This window comes from Pseudomonas rhizoryzae, assembly GCF_005250615.1.
GTDB lineage: Bacteria > Pseudomonadota > Gammaproteobacteria > Pseudomonadales > Pseudomonadaceae > Chryseomonas > Chryseomonas rhizoryzae.
On sequence record NZ_SULM01000005.1, the window covers coordinates 187800 to 206225 of the forward strand.

Here is an 18426-nt window from a genome sequence, read left to right on the forward strand (position 1 = left end):
CTCCATGACCGTCGCCAATCCCTTCGTCCTCGACGACTATCTGCCGCCGCGCCCGACCTACGCTCGCCAGCTGCGCCGCTGGTTCGGCCACCGTGGTTTCGCCATCGGCGCCGTGCTGCTCCTGCTCATCGTGCTGGCCGCCCTGGCCGCGCCCTGGCTGGCCCCCCACGATCCCTATGCCCAGGACATGATGCAGCGGATGCACCCGCCGGTGTGGATGGCCAAGGGCACCTGGAGCCATCCGCTGGGTACCGACAAGCTCGGCCGCGACTACCTGTCCCGGCTGCTCTATGGCGCCCGTATCTCGCTGTTCATTGGCCTCGCCGCTGCGCTCATCTCCGGCGCCATCGGCACCTTGCTGGGGGTGCTGGCCGGCTACTACGGCGGCAAGGTGGATGCCCTGGTGAGCTACCTGGTGACCACCCGCCTGGCGCTGCCGATCGTGATGGTGGCCCTGGCCTCGGCCGCCCTGGTCGGTGGTTCGCTGAAGGTGGTGGTGATCCTGCTTGGCTGCCTGCTGTGGGATCGCTTCGCCGTGGTGGTCCGCGCCGCGGTGCAACAGATCCGCGATGCCGAATACGTCACCGCCGCCCAGGCGCTGGGCTGCTCCACCTGGCGGGTGGTGGTCGGCGAGATCCTGCCCAACCTGCTGGGCGCCCTGATCGTGGTGATCACCCTGGAGATGGCCCACGCCATCCTGCTGGAAGCGACCCTGTCCTTTCTCGGTGTCGGGGTGCAACCGCCGCTGCCGTCCTGGGGGCTGATGATCGCCGAGGGCAAACCCTACATGTTCTTTTCGCCCTGGGTGATCGCCATTCCCGGCGTCGCCCTGATCCTGCTGGTGCTGGCCATCAACCTGGTCGGCGACGGCATCCGCGACCTGGCCGCGCCTGACGGCCGCAACTAAGCAGAGGATTGGATATGGCACTGCTCGACGTACGAGACCTGCGCATCGACATCCCCCTGGGTGGCGATACCCTGCATGCGGTCCGCGGGCTGGACCTGCAGGTGGAGCGGGGCGAGATGCTCTGCCTGGTGGGGGAATCCGGTTGCGGCAAGTCGCTCACCTCCCTGGCGCTGATGGACCTGCTGCCACGCCAGGCCCGGCGCCAGGCGGCGCGGTTGAGCCTGGGCGAGCATGATCTGCTGACGGTGGGCGAGAAGGGCATGCGCGACCTGCGCGGCAATCGCCTGGCGATGATCTTCCAGGAGCCCATGACCGCCCTCAATCCGGCCTACAGTATCGGTGACCAACTCGCCGAGGTCCTGCGCCGGCATCGCCAGCTGGACCGCAAGAGCGCCTGGGCCCGCGCCGAGGCCATGCTGGAAAAGGTCGGCATCAGCAATGCCGGCGAACGCCTGCGGCAGTATCCCCACCAGCTCAGCGGCGGCCTGCGCCAGCGCGTGGTCATCGCCATGGCACTGCTCTGCGAGCCGGACCTGATCATCGCCGACGAACCCACCACGGCGTTGGACGTCACCATCCAGGCGCAGATCCTGCACCTGCTGCGCGACCTGCAACGCGAATTCGGCACCGCCATCGTCTTCATCACCCACGACCTCGGCCTGGTGGCGCGCATCGCCGACCGGGTAGCGGTGATGTACGCCGGGCAGATCGTCGAGCAGGCGCCGGCCGCCGAGCTCTTCGCCGAGCCACGCCATCCCTATACCCGCGGCCTGCTGGCGAGCATCCCGGTGCCGGGCCGGACCCGGCCCGGGCAACCGCTGGGCGCCATCCCCGGTCTGGTGCCGAGCCTGGTCGGCGAGCAGCACGGCTGCGCCTTCCGCAATCGTTGCCCGCAGGCGGTGGCGAGCTGTGCCGAGAGCGTGCCGCTGATAGAGGAGGGCGCACACCTCGTCCGCTGCCATTTCGCCGTGCAGAGCGAGCCCCTGCGTCTGGTGGGAGGTGTGCGATGAGCCGCGAGATCGCGCTGGAACTCTGTGACATCCGCCGGGAATTCACCCTGAGCCGGGGCCTGTTCCGGCCGCCGGCGACCCTCAAGGCGGTGGACGGCATCTCCCTGCGGCTCCACCGTGGCGAAACCCTCGGGCTGGTGGGGGAGTCGGGCTGCGGCAAGAGCACCCTGGCCAAGCTGCTGCTGGGCCTGCTGGCGCCCACCAGCGGCGACATCCTGGTAGGCGGCGAACACCTGCGTGGCGTGGATCGCAAGCGCATGGCGCGGCATATCCAGCCGATCTTCCAGGATCCCTATTCGTCGCTCAATCCGCGCAAGACGGTGCGCCAGATCGTCGCGCTACCGCTCAAGGTGCATGGCCTGGGCTCGGCCGCCGAGCAGCAGCGCCGGGTCGCCGAGATGCTCGACGTGGTGGGCTTGCCCCGGCGCGCCGCCGATAGCCATCCCGGCCAGCTCAGTGGCGGGCAACGCCAGCGCGTGGCCATCGCCCGCGCCCTGGTGATGCGCCCCGACGTGCTGATCTGCGACGAACCCACCTCGGCGCTGGACGTCTCGGTGCAGGCGCAGATCCTCAACCTGCTGCTGGAACTCAAGCGTGAATTCGGCCTGACCTATCTGCTCATCAGCCACAACCTGGCGGTGGTGGAGCACCTGGCCGACCGGGTCGCCGTGATGTACCTCGGCAAGATCGTCGAGGAACGCGAGCGAGCGGCGTTGTTCGCCCAGCCGGCCCATCCCTATACCCGGGCGTTGCTCGATGCGGTGCTCACGCCCGATCCGGCCCTGGGGCTGCCGGCCTTGGGGCTTGGCAACAGCTTTCCCAATCCCATCAATCCGCCCAGTGGCTGCGCCTTCCATCCGCGCTGTCCGCGCTGCTTCGCCCCCTGCGCCGAGCGCTATCCCGAGCGCGAAAAAATCCCTGGCGGCACCAAGCGCTGCCACCTGCCGGAACTTGCCTGACCGGGGCGGGCGTCAGCGCCCGCTACCCTCGAATACCCTGGAGCCTGCCATGACCAGCCGTACCCACGCCCTCGAGCTTGCCGCCGCCCACTTCGACAACGGCGCCTTCCGTGACCAGCTCGCCGCCGCCGTCGCCCAGCCCACCGAAAGCCAGGAACCCGAGCGCCAGGCGGAGCTGGGACGTTACCTGGACGATTTCATCGCTCCCTATGTCGCTCGCCTGGGCTTCACCAGCCGGCGCCTGGACAATCCCGTCGCCGGCAAGGGCCCCTTGCTGATCGCCGAGCGCATCGAGGCCCCGGCGCTGCCGACCTTGCTCAGCTACGGCCATGGCGACGTGGTACGCGGCGACGCCGCCAACTGGCGACTGGGCCTTTCGCCCTGGACACTGGTGGAGGAGGGCGAGCGCTGGTACGGCCGGGGTACCGCCGACAACAAGGGCCAGCACCTGCTCAACCTGGCGGCGCTGGAACAGGTCATCGCCGCCCGTGGCGGGCGCCTCGGCTACAACGTCAAGCTGCTGCTGGAGATGGGCGAGGAGATCGGCTCGGTGGGGCTGCGCACCTTCTGCCAGGAGCAGCGCGAAGCCCTGGCTGCCGACCTCTTCATCGCCTCCGATGGTCCCCGCGTGTCGGCGCAACGGCCGACGCTGTTCCTCGGCGCCCGCGGTACCTTCAACTTCGACCTGCACCTGGACCTGCGCGAGAGCGGCCATCACTCCGGCAACTGGGGCGGGCTGCTGGCCAATCCCGGCATCATCCTCGCCCATGCCCTGGCCAGCCTGGTCGATGCCCAGGGCCAGATCCGCGTGCCGGGCCTCAAACCCGCCGAATTGCCCCTGCCAGTAAGACGTGCCCTGGCCGACATCGAACTCGACAGTGCCGCGGGTGATCCGCAGATCGATCCGGATTGGGGCGAGCCGGGGCTCACCCCGGCCGAGCGCGTCTACGGCTGGAACACCTTCGAGGTGCTGGCCTTCAGCACCGGCAACCCCGAGGCCCCGGTCAACGCCATTCCGCCCCGTGCCCGCGCCCACTGCCAGATCCGCTTCGTCGCCGGCTGCGATTGCGACGCCTTCATCCCGCTAATCGAGGCGCACCTGGCCGAACAGGGCTTTGGCGCCGTGCGCGTGACCCGCACCAAGGATGAAATCCTCCACGCCTCGCGCCTGGACCCGGAGAATCCCTGGGTGGACTGGGCCATGACCTCCCTGACCCGCACCCTGGGCGAGAAGCCGGCTCTGCTGCCCAATTTCGGTGGCGGCTTGCCCAACGACATCTTTGCCGACATCCTCGACCTGCCCACCCTGTGGGTACCCCATTCCTATCCCGCCTGCTCCCAGCACGCGCCCAACGAGCACCTCCTGGCCCCGGTCGCGCGGCAGGGGCTGCAACTCATGGCTGGCCTGTTCTGGGACCTGGGCGATCGCTGGAGCCGCAACTGATGTCCCTTGCCAAGACCGCCGCCCTGGAATGGCTAGCCACCCAGCGCGAATCCATGACCAGCCTCCTGCAACGCCTGGTCGATACCGATTCCAACAGCTATGACAAGGCCGGTGTCGATGCCGTCGGCGCGGTGCTCGTCGCGGCCCTGGCCGAGGACGGCATCGACGTCGAGCGGACGCCGATAGCCAACTTCGGTGACGTGCTCTCCGCCCAGATAGGGCCCGCCAAGGGCGCCACAGTATTACTACTGGGGCATCGCGATACCGTCTTCCCGCCGGGGACCGTGGCCAGTCGTGGCTTCACCCGCGACGAGAAAAAGGCGACGGACCTGGGGTGGCGGACATGAAGGGTGGCCTGGTGGCGAGCTGCTTCGCCCTGCGCGCCCTCAAGCGCGCCGGCCAGTTGCCGTTCCCGGTCAGGGTGCTCTACACCGGCGACGAGGAAATCGGCTCCGGCAGCGCCCGACCGCACCTGGAAGCGGCGGCGCGCGAGGCGAGGGCGGTACTCAACTGCGAGCCCGGGCGCGTCAGCGGCAACGTGGTCAAGGCGCGCAAGGGGGGCGCCAGCCTCACCATTAACGTCAGCGGGCGGGCGGCTCATTCCGGGGTCAACCACGCCGAAGGCGCCAGCGCCATCCAGGCCCTGGCGCTCAAGGTGATCAAGTTGCATGCCCTGACCGACTACGGCCGCGGTATCACCACCAACGTCGGCCTCATCGAGGGCGGCACCTCCAGCAATACCGTCGCCCCCAGTGCCACCGCGCGACTGGACGTGCGCTTCGTGGCCCTGGCCGACTGGCCCGAGCTGCAGGCGCGCATCGAAGCCATCGTCGCCGAGGTGGAGGTGCCGGGTACCAGCGCCAGCCTCACGCCCACCGGTCTGTTCCTGCCCATGGAAGAGCACCTGAGCACCGACCTGCTGGCGCTCTACCAACGCGAAGCGCGCGAACTCGGTTTCGCGGTGGAGGGCGAATTCACCGGCGGCTGCGCCGATTCCGGCTTTACCGCGAGCCTGGGCGTGCCCACCCTCTGCGGCCTGGGTCCGGTAGGCGGCAAGGTGCACACCGAAGCCGAATTCCTGCTGCTCGACACCCTGGTCCCGCGCACCCAGGCGCTGGTCGCCACCATCCTGGCCCTGGCCGTAAAGGCCTGATCCTCTTGTCGGTTTCCGAAAAAGTGCGACACGGCCCTAGGGCCTGGTTGTAATAGCGGCGACTGCCTGCAGAATTTTCCGTTTCATCTGGCAGGGCTGCGAAAACAGCCGTGGTACACCTAAGGCAGGGCATGACTAGGCGCCATGCCAAAGACTTAGATAGAGCCTATTTCTATGATCGAGCCGCTCTTCGCGGCTTCTGAGATAGCCTCGGTTATGATCAGATTCCGCAGGCCGTCGCGCACAGAAACCAGTGGCGATTCCGTGCCTCGTATGACGTTGCAGAAGTGCTCAAGCTGGATCTCAAGCGGGTCTTGGCGCTCAACACTAGCAATGCCTGTTTGGAAGGGCTTCCACCAAGATCGGTCTTCGACCTTTGCGTAGTATTTGAGACGCATAGTGGGCACTGACAACGAGCCGTTTTTCCCACTGATGACGTAGCAGTCCTCATCTTCGTAGGATGGATAGCTCGCGTTTTCTTGCGATGTCTGTTCCCAGCTGCGGGCGCATCCAGAGCTGTCGGAAAGCAAGAAGGAACCGAGAGCTCCACTCTCAAAGCGCAGGCCGATACACACGGTATCTTCGACGGGAAACCCACGCGCTGCGCTGGACTGCATCGCCTGAACGGCAACAATCTCGCCGCACAGCGAACGCAAGTTGCCTATTTCATGGATCATATTGATCAGGATGGGGCCGCCGCCTTCCTGGCGCCGCCAGATGGCGGCGTCGAAGTAGTCATCTGGTTTGTAGAATAGAGCGCTGCCTTGGACAGCAACGATGTCTCCTAGGATGTCGTCGCGTATGACCTCTCGCGCCTTAGCAAGGATGGGGCTATGCGCCCGATGATGACCTACTAGCAGCTTGGCACCCGTTGCGTCGGCGACCGCGAGTAACCGCTTACCTTCCGCAACGCTATGCGCCACCGGCTTCTCGATCAGCGCGGCAACACCCGCTTCAATGCATTGTAGGGTCTGTTCGACGTGTAGAGCGTTAGGCGTGGCAAGAATTACGCCGTCAGGCTTGTCTTCGGCGAAGCAGGCAGAAAGATCTGCATAGTGCGTGACGCCTAGTGAATCCAAGTATTGGGCATCGATTTCAAGCGGATCGATAACCGCTGCCAATTCACAAGAAGAACTCGCCTTGATGAGTTCGATATGGCGGCGACCGATGAGGCCGGCACCGGCTACCGCAATTCTGATTTTGGACATGCTTTGATCTTCGCGAGCGTTATTGTTTTGAATCACGACGCAATTGGGGTCCCGATTCGATCTGCTAGGATCAAGGCTACTATCAACCCTGGATGCTATAATCGTCCGCCATGGAAAATCAGAATTCTCCGCTAGTAAATAATGATCCCTTCCTGAGGGATCTGCTCCTGTTCTCCGTGATCGCCAAACGCGGCAGTTTTAGCGCCGCAGGCACAGAGCTAGGGATCTCTCCCGCTCACGTCAGCAAGCGTATTCTGGCGCTGGAGGAAACGCTGAGCTGTAAGCTTTTCAACCGGACAACCAGGCGGGTGTCGATCACCAAGGATGGCGAGACGATGCTTGTCTGGGCACAGACGATCATGGACAACGTCAATGGAATGCTTGAAACGTCGCTGGGTGACCGCGTCGAACCCAGAGGCACTCTGCGTATCAGCACGAGCCAACGGATGGGGCGCTTTCACATCGCACCTGTTCTGGCCTTGCTCAGGAAACGCTACCCCAAGTTGGAGGTTTGGCTTGAGCTGGTTGACCGTCGAACTGACTTGGTTGCAGAGCAATTCGACATCGACATCCGAGTGGGTGAAGTCAACGAGCAGAACCTGATTGTTCACAAGATTGCAGACAGCCAACGGATTCTCTGTGCTGCTCCGAGCTACCTGGAGGCGCGGGGCTGCCCAACCGCGCTAAGCGACCTTCAACGCCACGACTGTTTGTTGTTTCGTGGCAGGGATCAGAGTTTCGGTGTATGGCGGCTTGAGGGGCCAAATGGCCTTGAGTCGGTAAAGGTGACAGGGCCAATGGCGTCCAATCACAGTGATGTCGTTCGGGAGTGGGCCCATGAAGGATTCGGCATCATCATGGCATCGACCTGGGACGTGGCGCCGAGCATCAGAAATGGCACGCTTGTCCGTGTCCTACCTGAACATTACCAGCCGGCTGACGTATCCGCCGTCACCACGATTCGGGCTTCTGGGTCGATGAAGATCAGGGTATGCCTAGAGTTTTTGAGTACTCACCTGAGTTCCGGCCCGTACGCACTGCGAAATGATTGACCCCTAGTGGCCGAAAGCAGACCCGTTAGAAAAATGCTGGGCAAGATTGCTGGGACGCCGGCTGCAAGCTGCGCGCGCGCAACACCTGGGTGCCGAGCCAGAGCAGATAGCCGGCACCAATAAATTTGATCCCCCAGAAAACGACCACCGAGGTTTGCAGCAGAAGGGTAAACCCTAACGAAGCGGCTGCGACGTGAAACAGAACGCCCGCGCCTGACGCCATGCCGGATACGACCGCTGCGACCTTGCCTTGGCTGAGACCACGGCCAATGGCCAAAAGGTTGTCAGGGCCCGGAGCTAATACCACCAGCACGCAGGCAACGGTGTACTGAACGGGCGCCGCTCGGCACCTGTCCCTCCCTAGGCGCCTCCCGCCGAATCAGATGGGCAACAGCCCATCGGTCTTGATCTCGTTCAGCACGAAAAAGGTGCGCACCTGGCGCACGCCGGGCAGGGCGATCAGCCGCTCGCTGTGCAAGCGATTGAAGGCCGCGATGTCCTTGACCCTGAGCTTGATGAAGTAATCGACGTCGCCGGCCACCAGGTAGCATTCGAGGACCTGGGGCAGGGCACGCGCGGCTGCCTCGAAGGCCTGGAAGGAGTCCGGCGTCGACCTATCCAGCACCACGCCCACCAGCACTGCGGTTTCCCGTTGCACGGCCTTGGGGTCCACATGCGCCCTGACACCGGTGATGACGCCGGTCTCGAACAGCTTGCGCGTGTGGTTCCAACAGGCGCTCGGACTCAAGGAAACCTGGCGCGCCAACTCGGCATTGCTCAGGCGTCCATCCTGCTGCAGCGCCCGCAGGATCTTGCGTTCGACCGGGGTCAGTTCAACGGCTTCGCTCATCGAAAGAATCTCCATGAAAAGTGGGCTTTTTCTGAACAGAATGATCGATGCGTCCCAATGCCAAAAAGAAAGGCATCTTTCGTACCGTATCTTCAAAAGCACCTTTTTCGAGGTTTTCCCTAGCATTGAAGGCGTTCTTTCACCACTGGAGTCGCCGCCATGTCCCTGGATCTCGAAAAACGTTTCCCCCGCGTCAAACTCGGTTATTTCCCGTCGCCCCTGCACAAGCTCGAGCGCCTGTCGAAAGACCTCGGTGTCGAAATCTGGGCCAAGCGCGATGACGTCTCGTCCGGCCTCGCCTATGGCGGCAACAAGGTGCGCAAGCTGGAATGGCTGGCCGCCGATGCCCTGGCGCAGGGCTGCGACACCCTGGTGTCCATTGGCAACATCCAGTCCAACCACACTCGTCAGGTCGCAGCCGTCGCCGCGGTTCTGGGCTTGAAGTGCCGCCTGGTCCAGGAGGAGTGGACCAAGTGGGAAGACCCGGTATACGACAAGGTCGGCAACATCCTGCTGTCCCGCCTCATGGGCGCCAAGACGCTGCTCGAAGGCGAGGGCTACTCCACCGCGGTAAAGGCCACCTGGGAACGCGCCCTGGAAGAGGTACGTCGTGAAGGCGGCAAGCCCTACGCCATTCCCGCCGGCGCCTCGGACCACCCGCTGGGCGGCCTCGGCTATGCGAATTTCGCTGACGAACTGGCGGCGCAGGAACAAGACCTCGGCATCTTCTTCGATACCGTCATCACGGCCACCTGCACCGGTTCCACCCAGGGTGGCATGGTGGTGGGCTTCCGCGCCCAGGAGCGGGAACGCCGGCTGATCGGTATCGACACCGCCGCCGATGCCGAGATGACCCGCACCGCCGTCACCAAGATCGCCCGCAACACTGCCGAACTGATCGGCCTAGACAAGGAGATCCGCGACGAGGACGTGATCATCGATCCGCGCTTCTGCGGCCCGGACTACGGCTTGCCGGACGGCCCCACGGTCGAGGCCATCCGCTACACCGCGCAGATGGAAGGGATGCTCACCGACCCGGTCTACGAAGGCAAATCCATCGCCGGCCTGATCGCCATGGCCCGCAGCGGCGAACTGCCCAAGGGCAGCCGGGTGCTCTATGTGCACCTCGGCGGCGCACCGGCACTCAACGCCTACCACAACGCCTTCGAGTAAACCCAGGCCACCCAGACCCAGCCACGTCCGGTCACGAGGAAATCCAGCATGGCGATCCCCCCCTGGAAAACCCTGGACCACACCCGCCAGGCCGTGGCCCTGGTCATCCTGCACGGCAGCATTGAGCCGTCGGTAACGAACGCGCTACTGGCCGGCCTGCCCAGTTGCCTGGAGCTTCCCGTCCTGCAATTGGACGAGGTCACCACCCTCCATGACGACTGGGCTACCCACGGCTCGCGAAGCCACGTCGCCACCCAACTGGCCCGCCTGGGCAGCGATTGCCTGCTGCTGGCCGTCGAGCCGGAAGGGGCGAACGAACTCGAATGGCTCGGCTCGGTTACCGGTCAGCGGCTGCTGCATTTCCACACCGGGGTGCAGATAGCGGTGGAGGAGCTGATAGCGGAGCTGCAGCAGATCAGGCGGGAGCGGTTGTTGGCGGTGTTGCCGTTGTAAGTGACTCGCGCGCAATGCCGGGTGCCCTTAGAAACGGTAAGCAGTAATTCAAGCTAGGTTCTGTACGAAAAATCGCCGAGCGACGGTCAGGCGAGGCGAAAAGCGCTGAGGAAGCGGAGTTTACGAGAGGTAAATGAGCATTCCGAAGCGTTTTTCAACGAAGCATCACCGAGCGCAGGCATTTTTCGTACAAAACCTATGTCCGGCTTTTTCGCATTATCGAACCGTTCAAGTCTGTCCAGCATGGTATTGGATTGGCATAAACACCATTACCTCATCCGACAAAATTCCTGGTTGTAACTGCAGGGCAGACGGCGATCATGAAGCCTGATAGCTTCGCCCTAGCGTTGCAGTGGTTCTCAAGCTTAAAGCGATCGCTCATGCTTGCGGTGTGAATTTTATGCTTCGCCTTGCCAGATATAGAAGCGGCTCAAGTATGGCTGGTTGGTGCCGATAACCAGATGTCAGAGACGTTTTACAAGATTAACATGTATAGCTTTTAGCCCCTGACCTAGTATCAGACAAGCGGTTTGAAAAACCAGAAGGGAATCATCTTGTACACTAAGCTGGAAGAATTCAACCCCAACTCACCAATTTCCATACTTATCGGAGAAAATGGAAGTGGCAAGAGTCAGGCGCTCGCGGACCTTGCAGAATTTTATATAAGCAAAAGATACAAGGTAATTGCTGTCTCGAACTGTCTGTTCGATAAATTTCGTGAAAATGGTAGAAAATATAATTTTATCGGTTACCGTTACGGTCAATCTTCGATAGGTATCGCATTAAAAAAGTCATTGATTCAATCAAGGAGCCATCCGCGGCAAGATTTAAAATTGGTAAGGTTCTCGATTATCTAGGATATCTTCCGGAAATAGGAGTATGTCATGAGGGGGATAAGGCTGAAATAAAATGGTTTGATCTAAGAGGAAGTCACTCTGATCTTGAGAGATCTGGAAGGCGCTGGGAGCTGAATTTATCGAAAGCTGACCTGCATAACTGGCCTGCAGTATTCCTTAGAAAAGAGAATCAGCCATTTCCACTGGAGCTTGCTAGTTCAGGTGAAATCCAGATGTTCACCACACTAGCGTTTATTGCCTCGCACATAGATAAAAGAACTGCAATTTTAATCGATGAGCCTGAAAATAGTTTGCATCCGAGATGGCAGGCTGAATTCCTAGATAACCTATCTGATCAATTTTACCAGTACGAGCCCAAGATTGTTATCGCCACACATGCACCAATAGTGGTGACGCAAGCTGCGAATTTAGGCGATGGATGTTGCGTTTATAGGATGATTAAAAACAAGCCCAAATATATCGTTTGTGAAGAGGAGGGTGTGGAAGAGATTCTATGGGATGTCTTTAAGATGCTGACTCCACGAAGCGCGTTCCTGTCCCGTCACCTAGCAAAATTACTCCATCAATATGAAATAGGAGGCGTAGACACTCAAAAACTCATGGGCGAAATTGGGAAATTAAAGATTGCGGCTCGGTATGATAACAAGCAGCGCAGCCTCATTGAACACGCTCATTCGCTGGCGCTAAAAGATGCGAAGGATCGTCTGCAATGACTTCCTTTGAATATACCCTCGAAGAATACTTCGAAATCGTAAGAGCTTTAGGCGGCAAGACGAATAAAAAGCCGAAAATACGTCCGACACCTCAACAAAGCTGGGGCTGGCCCAATTTTAGCCCAATTAAAAGAAGACTTAAAGAACATTTACTTGCTGAGCAATATAATACGTGCTGCTATTGCCAAAGAAATCTTTCTGGGGAATTCAGAATGATTTTGGATGTAGAGCATATCCTGCCGAAACATGTATTTTGTCATTGTATTTTCGACTTGCCGAATTTAGCTGTTTCGTGTCGTCGATGTAATTTTCATGTCAAAGGTAAGAAAGTTGACTTTTTTGACAAGCGTATCCTTCTTTTTCCGAAGATTCTTAAGAGCGAACTATTCAAGAAAGAATATTATGATTTTGTGCATCCAAACCTAGATGATCGTTTTGCTCATCTATGCATTGAAGTGTCGCAAAAAGGCCCTAAAGTAATAGTGAGATACGAAATACTTAGCCCTTTAGGTCAAAAAACCTATGATTACTTTCGGCTTAATCAGTTAGAGATTAATAGCTGGGATGATGCGGCAGAATTACTTGATCCTGAGACTGCAGACTATTACGACGCAATAAAGCAGCTTGAAGACGAAATCTATAGATAGACAGCTGGCGACACATATACTGTCGCCAGCATACGCAGCCCGATTGTGAAACTAAACGCGCGAGGTACTTGTAGGCCGCAAGGAGCGAGGGCAGGGTGGCTAAATCGAGGTGTGTCTGAACATAGCATTGAATGTGTGCTTTAGTAATGGGCGGATGTGCATTTCATCTGTCCACTCACCCGGCTACATTATATCTGGGGTTCGAACTTGAAGCCCGCAGCCTCCCAATCCCGCCAGTCGGGGCTAATGCTTTCAAGCCACGGCACGTCAATAGCGGTCGACCCAATCATTGGTAAATTCCCGTCTTGATGCCAAAATGCAGTTACAGTGCCATCAGCTTCAACTGCGAGTGGTTTATAATCGAATGAAGCAGGCAGCGGTAGCTTCCACCCAGGTTCCACCAGGCGTCTGACTCGTTCATGCTCCTGCCGTTGCAGAACGTAGAGTGTCTCGACCAATTCGTTAAAGTTGCAACGGACTGAGAATTTTGAGAATTGTTTGAAGCCTACTGACTTTTGCGTGGCTTTTACATGTATATCCAGAGACCTACCGCTACACAGGTAAAATTCGACATCTGCCAAATTCACATGTGTGCTGCTGACATCCGGATCCTTTTCAGCTACCGCTAGGATGTAAAACTGGGCTGGGAAAATTTTTTCAATTTTGTTCTTGTTCTGCACCATGTTCCACCGGCAGGTCTTGTGAAGCCTCCAGTTCTCCCGATTGCTCGTACTCTTGATTTCGACTGTCACTCCCCAGGTCAATTGCAGATCGAACACGTCTCCGTGGGGCTGATTGCCATAGAAGCGCTCCAGGCTTTCGGTCAATTGGCCTCGATAGGGCGTTTGGTAAGTCAGATCCAGCACACGCTCCAGCACAATGTCATCGGCACGATCCATGAGGTAGCGAGCAAGGATGAATTCGAGCATAACTCCGCGGATCACTGGGGTTGTGATGCTTGAGAACGCCCAGCGCCAGAAGTCGCCGACGTTGTAGCGGAGCGGGTTATTGTCGAAGGAAAAATTCAAGTTACGAGTTACGGTATTCGTCATGGAATGAGCGCTTTGAGAAAAATAGAATTGTACCTTGTATTTCTTATCATGGAGCTTTGTTGGCTCTTGCTGGCCGGATCTGCTACGCCATATACCAAGGACGTAGTGAAACACCCATCTCGGAAGCCAACCGGGTGGGTGGCCGATAGCGATGCAAGGATGCGGCGGTAAGCTTGGCTCCAACTGCCATGACATCACATTAAATTTAACATAATATACATTATGCGAAGTTACGGCTATGGAGCACCGCATCGAGCGTCTGCCTTTTCACGCTGGCAGCTTTCTGAAATCCGCCACCGCTTCGCCAGTTTGCCTGACCTGACGGCGTCAAGGATTCGAATCGCCGCTTACCGCACACCTGCTCCGCAAATTCCGCAGCGCCCGTTTGTACAAGACGGCGCCGGCAGCTTTAATCGAATGGCGTCCATTCCCGGATCTCCTTTCCGGTGGTCGCGTCTCTGCCTGTGTCACCACGCGCGGATGTCCTGGGTTTCCAACAAGTATTCCATCCCGAGGAGTTTTGCATGGCTTATCAAGCCGCTTCCGATCGTTATGACCGTATCCCTTACCGCCGCGTTGGTCGTAGCGGTCTGGTGCTGCCGGCGCTGTCGCTGGGCCTGTGGCACAACTTTGGCGATACGACGCCGCTGGATCGCCAGCGCGCCTTGCTGCACACGGCCTTCGATTTGGGCATCAACCACTTCGACCTGGCCAACAATTACGGGCCGCCCTATGGCAGTGCCGAGATCAATTTCGGTCGGCTGCTGCGCGAAGATTTCGCCGCTTACCGCGACGAGCTGATCATCTCCAGCAAGGCTGGCTGGGACATGTGGCCCGGACCCTATGGTCAGGGTGGCGGCTCGCGCAAGTACGTGCTGGCCAGTCTGGATCAGAGCCTCAAGCGCCTGGGGCTGGATTACGTCGATATCTTCTATTCGCACCGTTTCGACGAGCATACGCCCCTGGAAGAAACTGCCGGTGCCCTGGCCAGCGCGGTCCAGCAAGGCAAGGCGCTGTATATCGGCATCAGCTCCTATTCGGGGACCAAGACCCGCGAGATGGCCAAGCTGCTGGCTGACTGGAAAATCCCGCTGCTGATCCACCAACCGGCCTACAACCTGCTCAACCGCTGGATCGAGAAGGATCTGCTGGATGCGACCGAGGAAATCGGCAGCGGCGTGATCGCCTTTACACCGCTGGCCCAGGGACTGCTGACCGACAAATACCTCAACGGTGTGCCGGCGGATGCTCGGGTCAATCAGCCCGGCGGTCAGTCGCTGCAGCAAGGTCATCTGTCTGCCGAGAATCTCGAACGGGTGCGTGCCCTGAACGCCATCGCCCAGCGCCGCGGCCAGAGCCTGGCGCAATTGGCACTCGCTTGGACCCTGCGCGATCCGCGAATCACCAGTGCCCTGATCGGTGCCAGCCGGCCGGAGCAGATCGTGGAGAATGTGGCGGCCCTGGACAACCTGACCTTCACCGCCGAAGAGCTGGCCGAGATCGATACCCATGCGGTCGAAGGCGATATCAACCTCTGGGCCAAGCCGTCGAGCGCCGAATAACCGGCACCCTGTCAGTGCGGGTGAGGGTTACGACCACCCTCACCCGCCCTCACCCGCTGTTCGTGCTAGCCCGCGCCGATACTCGCTTGGCGTTTGCTGCATCTCGCTGCGGAAATGCCGATTGAAGTTGGACAGATTGGCGTAGCCCACCTCGAAGCAGATGGCCGCGATGGACAGCTCCGGACGCATCAGGAGTCTGCAAGCGCGCTGGATGCGCAGTTTGCGGGCCAGCTCGATGAAGCCATGGCCGGTGACTTTCTTGAAAAAACGGGAAAAGCCGGCCTCGCTCATGCCCACGCGCTGGGCGATCACCGGGAGCCGGATGTCCTCGGTCAGCTCGCTCAGCAGGTAGTCGAAGGCCTGGTGGACCCGCGCCGAACTACGGGCATCCAGGGCCGGTGCATAACAGGCACTGGCCAGACAGACCACCTCGCCAGCCGGCGCCCTGGCCAGGAGCTCCAGCAGGGAAAACAGCCCCAGCAGTCGTCGGGCACCTCTTAGCGCCCCGATTGCTTCGATCAGTTCAGCCGCGTTGCGCGCCGTTGCACCGGTGAATTCCAGGCCGCGCCTGGCTCGTTCGAGCAACGGCAGGTACTCGCCGAGCTCCGGGGCCTGGGTACTCAGGGAGCGCAGCAGTTCGCCGCTGAACTGGATGACTACATCGCGCCCCTCCAGCACCTCGCCCGGTGGGAGATCGCCGATCCAGTCATGCGGCAGGTTCGGGCCGATCATGGCCACATGGCCTGCATCGAAAGGGCCGACATAGTCACCCGCCAAGAGGCGTCCGCTGCCTTTGCGGATCAGGTGGATCTCGTACTCGGGATGATGATTCCAGCGTGCCAGCGCGAAAGGATAGTCGTGCTGGTACCAGCGAAAACTCTGGTCGGGCTCGGCGAGGATCACCTCCAGCTCCGCAGGCCGGGGTTCCAGAAAGGCGGCAACGTTCATGGCGTGATCTCGATGTGCCTTGAGCGAATCGGACCACCCTAGGCCGATACGGCGGTCCAGACAAGCTGCCATTCCTGCCGAATCGATACTTTTTTGACTTGGACAGGCAGCCACGCGACTGATCAAAAAAGTATCGGTGGCTGGTCAGAGACTCGTTAGCAAAGGCCGGATGGGTGCTGCTGTAATCAGTCCCAGCCTAGGTGCCGAAATCAAATTCCTACCGATGGCCATCCTTCATAACAACAACAAGCTGCCGTACGCGGCAGTCACGGAGAGAAGACGATGAAGCCCTCCTTCGCTTTGCTGCTGTCCGCCAGTCTCGGTTTCACCGGCGTCGCCCAGGCCGTCGAGTCGGTCACCATCGCCACGGTCAATAACAGCGACATGATCCGCATGCAGCGGCTGTCCCAGGTGTTCGAGCAGCAGCATCCCGATATCAAGCTCAATTGGGTGGTGCTCGAAGAGAACGTGCTGCGCCAGCGCCTGACCACCGACATCACCACTGGCGGCGGCCAGTTCGACGTCCTCACCATAGGTACCTACGAGACCCCGCTCTGGGGCGCCAAGGGCTGGCTGGAACCGATGAAGGAACTACCCGCGAGCTACGCCGTCAACGACATCTTCCCAGCCGTGCGCGAGGGGCTGTCGGTCAAGGGGACCCTCTATGCCCTGCCGTTCTATGGCGAGAGCACCGTCACCTACTATCGCAAGGACCTGTTCCAGCAGGCCGGCCTCACCATGCCCGCCCAGCCCACCTGGTCGCAGCTCGGGGCCTTCGCCGCCAAGCTCAACCAGCCGGACAAGGAACAGTACGGCCTGTGCCTGAGGGGCAAGCCCGGCTGGGGTGAGAACGTCGCGGTCATCAGCATCCTGGCCAACGCCTTCGGCGCCCGCTGGTTCGATATGCAGTGGCAGCCACAACTCACCAGTCCCGAATGGAAGGCCGCCGCCACCTTCTATGTCGACACCCTGCGGAAATACGGACCGCCCGGTGCCTCCAGCAATGGCTTCAACGAAAACCTGGCGCTGTTCAATAGCGGCAAGTGCGCCCTCTGGGTCGACGCCAGCGTGGCCGGCTCCTTCACCACCGACAAGAGCCAGAGCAAGGTAGCCGATCAGGTCGGTTTCGCCGCCTCGCCCCACGAGGTCACCGACAAGGGCTCTTCCTGGCTGTATGCCTGGTCACTGGGCATCCCGGCCACCTCCAAGCATAAGGACGCGGCCAAGACCTTCATCACCTGGGCCACCTCGAAGGACTATATCCAGCTGGTGGCGGACAAGGACGGCATCGCCAACGTGCCGCCGGGTACCCGCGAATCCACCTACAGCCCGGCCTACCTGGCGGCGGCGCCCTTCGCCAAGATCACCCTGGAGATGATGCAGCACGCCGATCCGGCGCATCCCTCGGCCCAGCCGGTGCCCTACGTCGGTATCCAGTACGTGACCATCCCCGAGTTCCAGGCCATAGGCACCAGCGTCGGCCAGTTATTCGCCGCCGCCCTCACCGGGCAGATGAGCGTCGAGCAGGCGCTGAACGCCGCCCAGACCTCGACCGCCCGCGAGATGAAGCGCGCCGGTTATCCCAGATAGCGCCCGACTCACCTAAGGCCCTGGTGCTGTGCCTCGCCTGCACCGGGGCTCTTCCTTTATAGGAGCAAAGAACATGAACAGACTGGAAGGAAAAAGCGCTCTCATCACCGGCGCTGCACGTGGCATCGGCAAGGCCTTCGCCCAGGCCTATATCAAGGAAGGGGCGACGGTTGCCATCGCCGACATCAACATTGATAGAGCCCAGGCGACCGCCGCGGAGCTGGGAGAAGGCGCCTATGCGGTGACGATGGACGTCACCGATCAGGCCTCCATCGAGGCGGCCATCGCCCAGGTGGTCGCCACCGCCGGCAAGCTGGATATCCTGGTCAACAACGCCGCCCTGTTCGATCTGGCCCCCATCGTCGAGATCACCCGGGAAAGCTACGACCGACTGTTCTCCATCAATGTGGCCGGCACCCTCTTCACCCTACAGGCCGCGGCGCGGCAGATGATCGCCCAGGGCCATGGCGGCAAGATCATCAACATGGCCAGCCAGGCGGGCCGCCGTGGCGAGGCGCTGGTGGCCGTCTATTGCGCGACCAAGGCCGCGGTGATCAGCCTCACCCAGTCGGCCGGGCTCAACCTCATCGAGCATCGCATCAACGTCAATGCCATCGCCCCTGGGGTGGTCGACGGCGAGCATTGGGAAGGCGTGGACGCCCTCTTCGCTCGTTATGAAAATCGCCCCCTGGGTGAAAAGAAGCGCCTGGTCGGCGAAGCCGTGCCCTATGGCCGCATGGGGACGGCAGAGGATCTGGTCGGTATGGCGGTATTCCTCGCCTCCAGTGACAGCGACTTCGTGGTCTCCCAGACCTACAACGTGGATGGCGGCAACTGGATGAGCTGAG

The 18426-nt window shown here is 60.5% G+C and carries 16 protein-coding genes and 2 pseudogenes; 13 read left to right on the forward strand and 5 right to left on the reverse strand.

What is annotated here, in order from left to right; all coding sequences use genetic code 11:
* Positions 1-4: 4 nt before the first annotated feature.
* From FAZ11_RS09465 to FAZ11_RS09485, 5 genes and pseudogenes are all read left to right on the forward strand, one after another.
* Positions 5-907: an ABC transporter permease gene (locus FAZ11_RS09465; protein ID WP_058768864.1), complete on the forward strand. Its 903-nt coding sequence runs from the start codon at positions 5-7 to the stop codon at positions 905-907.
* A 14-nt stretch (positions 908-921) separates the two neighbouring features.
* Positions 922-1917: an ABC transporter ATP-binding protein gene (locus FAZ11_RS09470; RefSeq protein ID WP_058768863.1), complete on the forward strand. Its 996-nt coding sequence runs from the start codon at positions 922-924 to the stop codon at positions 1915-1917.
* Positions 1914-2876 carry an ABC transporter ATP-binding protein gene (locus tag FAZ11_RS09475; protein WP_058768862.1) on the forward strand — a complete coding sequence of 321 codons (963 nt, stop codon included), beginning with the start codon at positions 1914-1916 and terminating at the stop codon, positions 2874-2876. The genes FAZ11_RS09470 and FAZ11_RS09475 overlap by 4 nt, the downstream gene beginning before the upstream one ends.
* 49 nt (positions 2877-2925) lie before the next feature.
* Positions 2926-4320 carry a M20 family metallopeptidase gene (locus FAZ11_RS09480; protein ID WP_137279198.1) on the forward strand — a complete coding sequence of 465 codons (1395 nt, stop codon included), beginning with the start codon at positions 2926-2928 and terminating at the stop codon, positions 4318-4320.
* A pseudogene (locus FAZ11_RS09485) lies at positions 4320-5473 on the forward strand (M20 family metallopeptidase). The gene FAZ11_RS09480 and the pseudogene FAZ11_RS09485 overlap by 1 nt, the downstream one beginning before the upstream one ends.
* Positions 5474-5628: 155 nt before the next feature.
* Here FAZ11_RS09485 and FAZ11_RS09490 read toward each other — a convergent pair.
* Positions 5629-6681, reverse strand: coding sequence for a Gfo/Idh/MocA family protein (locus tag FAZ11_RS09490; protein WP_137279199.1), 1053 nt, complete (start codon positions 6679-6681; stop codon positions 5629-5631).
* Positions 6682-6791: 110 nt separating this feature from the next.
* Here FAZ11_RS09490 and FAZ11_RS09495 point away from each other — a divergent pair, with 110 nt between their 5' ends.
* Positions 6792-7733 carry a LysR family transcriptional regulator gene (locus tag FAZ11_RS09495; RefSeq protein ID WP_058773087.1) on the forward strand — a complete coding sequence of 314 codons (942 nt, stop codon included), beginning with the start codon at positions 6792-6794 and terminating at the stop codon, positions 7731-7733.
* Positions 7734-7741: 8 nt separating this feature from the next.
* Here the strand turns inward: FAZ11_RS09495 and FAZ11_RS09500 are convergent.
* Together FAZ11_RS09500 and FAZ11_RS09505 are read right to left on the reverse strand one after the other, a co-directional pair.
* Positions 7742-8046 (reverse strand): annotated as a pseudogene (locus FAZ11_RS09500) (LysE family translocator); the annotation flags it as partial.
* 66 nt (positions 8047-8112) lie between these two features.
* Complete coding sequence (locus FAZ11_RS09505) at positions 8113-8583, reverse strand: Lrp/AsnC family transcriptional regulator (protein WP_058768857.1); 471 nt, start codon at positions 8581-8583, stop codon at positions 8113-8115.
* A 159-nt stretch (positions 8584-8742) separates the two neighbouring features.
* Between FAZ11_RS09505 and FAZ11_RS09510 the strand changes: the two genes are divergently transcribed.
* The 4 genes from FAZ11_RS09510 to FAZ11_RS09525 all read left to right on the forward strand — a co-directional run bounded on the left by FAZ11_RS09510 (position 8743) and on the right by FAZ11_RS09525 (position 12426).
* Complete coding sequence (locus FAZ11_RS09510; protein WP_058773088.1) at positions 8743-9756, forward strand: 1-aminocyclopropane-1-carboxylate deaminase; 1014 nt, start codon at positions 8743-8745, stop codon at positions 9754-9756.
* Positions 9757-9804: 48 nt separating this feature from the next.
* Complete coding sequence (locus tag FAZ11_RS09515) at positions 9805-10209, forward strand: hypothetical protein (protein ID WP_058773089.1); 405 nt, start codon at positions 9805-9807, stop codon at positions 10207-10209.
* A gap of 967 nt (positions 10210-11176) precedes the next feature.
* On the forward strand, positions 11177-11779 hold the full coding sequence (locus FAZ11_RS24970; RefSeq protein ID WP_338052960.1) for an AAA family ATPase: 603 nt from the start codon (positions 11177-11179) through the stop codon (positions 11777-11779).
* Complete coding sequence (locus tag FAZ11_RS09525) at positions 11776-12426, forward strand: HNH endonuclease (protein WP_137279200.1); 651 nt, start codon at positions 11776-11778, stop codon at positions 12424-12426. The genes FAZ11_RS24970 and FAZ11_RS09525 overlap by 4 nt, the downstream gene beginning before the upstream one ends.
* A gap of 188 nt (positions 12427-12614) precedes the next feature.
* On the opposite strand, the gene FAZ11_RS09530 is transcribed toward FAZ11_RS09525, so the two are convergent.
* On the reverse strand, positions 12615-13478 hold the full coding sequence (locus FAZ11_RS09530) for a hypothetical protein (RefSeq protein ID WP_058773090.1): 864 nt from the start codon (positions 13476-13478) through the stop codon (positions 12615-12617).
* 524 nt (positions 13479-14002) lie between these two features.
* Here FAZ11_RS09530 and mgrA point away from each other — a divergent pair.
* Positions 14003-15040, forward strand: a complete 1038-nt coding sequence (mgrA, locus tag FAZ11_RS09535; protein WP_058761899.1) for an L-glyceraldehyde 3-phosphate reductase — start codon at positions 14003-14005, stop codon at positions 15038-15040.
* 39 nt (positions 15041-15079) lie between these two features.
* Here mgrA and FAZ11_RS09540 read toward each other — a convergent pair whose 3' ends face one another.
* Positions 15080-15988, reverse strand: a complete 909-nt coding sequence (locus FAZ11_RS09540; protein WP_058773091.1) for an AraC family transcriptional regulator — start codon at positions 15986-15988, stop codon at positions 15080-15082.
* A gap of 282 nt (positions 15989-16270) precedes the next feature.
* Between FAZ11_RS09540 and FAZ11_RS09545 the strand changes: the two genes are divergently transcribed.
* Complete coding sequence (locus FAZ11_RS09545) at positions 16271-17578, forward strand: ABC transporter substrate-binding protein (protein ID WP_058773092.1); 1308 nt, start codon at positions 16271-16273, stop codon at positions 17576-17578.
* A 73-nt stretch (positions 17579-17651) separates the two neighbouring features.
* Complete coding sequence (locus FAZ11_RS09550; protein ID WP_058773093.1) at positions 17652-18425, forward strand: L-iditol 2-dehydrogenase; 774 nt, start codon at positions 17652-17654, stop codon at positions 18423-18425.
* Position 18426 lies beyond the last annotated feature (1 nt).

Bases quoted from the DNA above. Each gene is read 5' to 3' on its own strand.
- FAZ11_RS09465 (WP_058768864.1), top strand. From the start codon at position 5: ATGACCGTCGCCAATCCCTTCGTCCTCGACGACTATCTGCCGCCGCGC.
- FAZ11_RS09470 (WP_058768863.1), top strand. From the start codon at position 922: ATGGCACTGCTCGACGTACGAGACCTGCGCATCGACATCCCCCTGGGT.
- FAZ11_RS09475 (WP_058768862.1), top strand. From the start codon at position 1,914: ATGAGCCGCGAGATCGCGCTGGAACTCTGTGACATCCGCCGGGAATTC.
- FAZ11_RS09480 (WP_137279198.1), top strand. From the start codon at position 2,926: ATGACCAGCCGTACCCACGCCCTCGAGCTTGCCGCCGCCCACTTCGAC.
- FAZ11_RS09490 (WP_137279199.1), bottom strand. From the start codon at position 6,681: ATGTCCAAAATCAGAATTGCGGTAGCCGGTGCCGGCCTCATCGGTCGC.
- FAZ11_RS09495 (WP_058773087.1), top strand. From the start codon at position 6,792: ATGGAAAATCAGAATTCTCCGCTAGTAAATAATGATCCCTTCCTGAGG.
- FAZ11_RS09505 (WP_058768857.1), bottom strand. From the start codon at position 8,583: ATGAGCGAAGCCGTTGAACTGACCCCGGTCGAACGCAAGATCCTGCGG.
- FAZ11_RS09510 (WP_058773088.1), top strand. From the start codon at position 8,743: ATGTCCCTGGATCTCGAAAAACGTTTCCCCCGCGTCAAACTCGGTTAT.
- FAZ11_RS09515 (WP_058773089.1), top strand. From the start codon at position 9,805: ATGGCGATCCCCCCCTGGAAAACCCTGGACCACACCCGCCAGGCCGTG.
- FAZ11_RS09525 (WP_137279200.1), top strand. From the start codon at position 11,776: ATGACTTCCTTTGAATATACCCTCGAAGAATACTTCGAAATCGTAAGA.
- FAZ11_RS09530 (WP_058773090.1), bottom strand. From the start codon at position 13,478: ATGACGAATACCGTAACTCGTAACTTGAATTTTTCCTTCGACAATAAC.
- mgrA (WP_058761899.1), top strand. From the start codon at position 14,003: ATGGCTTATCAAGCCGCTTCCGATCGTTATGACCGTATCCCTTACCGC.
- FAZ11_RS09540 (WP_058773091.1), bottom strand. From the start codon at position 15,988: ATGAACGTTGCCGCCTTTCTGGAACCCCGGCCTGCGGAGCTGGAGGTG.
- FAZ11_RS09545 (WP_058773092.1), top strand. From the start codon at position 16,271: ATGAAGCCCTCCTTCGCTTTGCTGCTGTCCGCCAGTCTCGGTTTCACC.
- FAZ11_RS09550 (WP_058773093.1), top strand. From the start codon at position 17,652: ATGAACAGACTGGAAGGAAAAAGCGCTCTCATCACCGGCGCTGCACGT.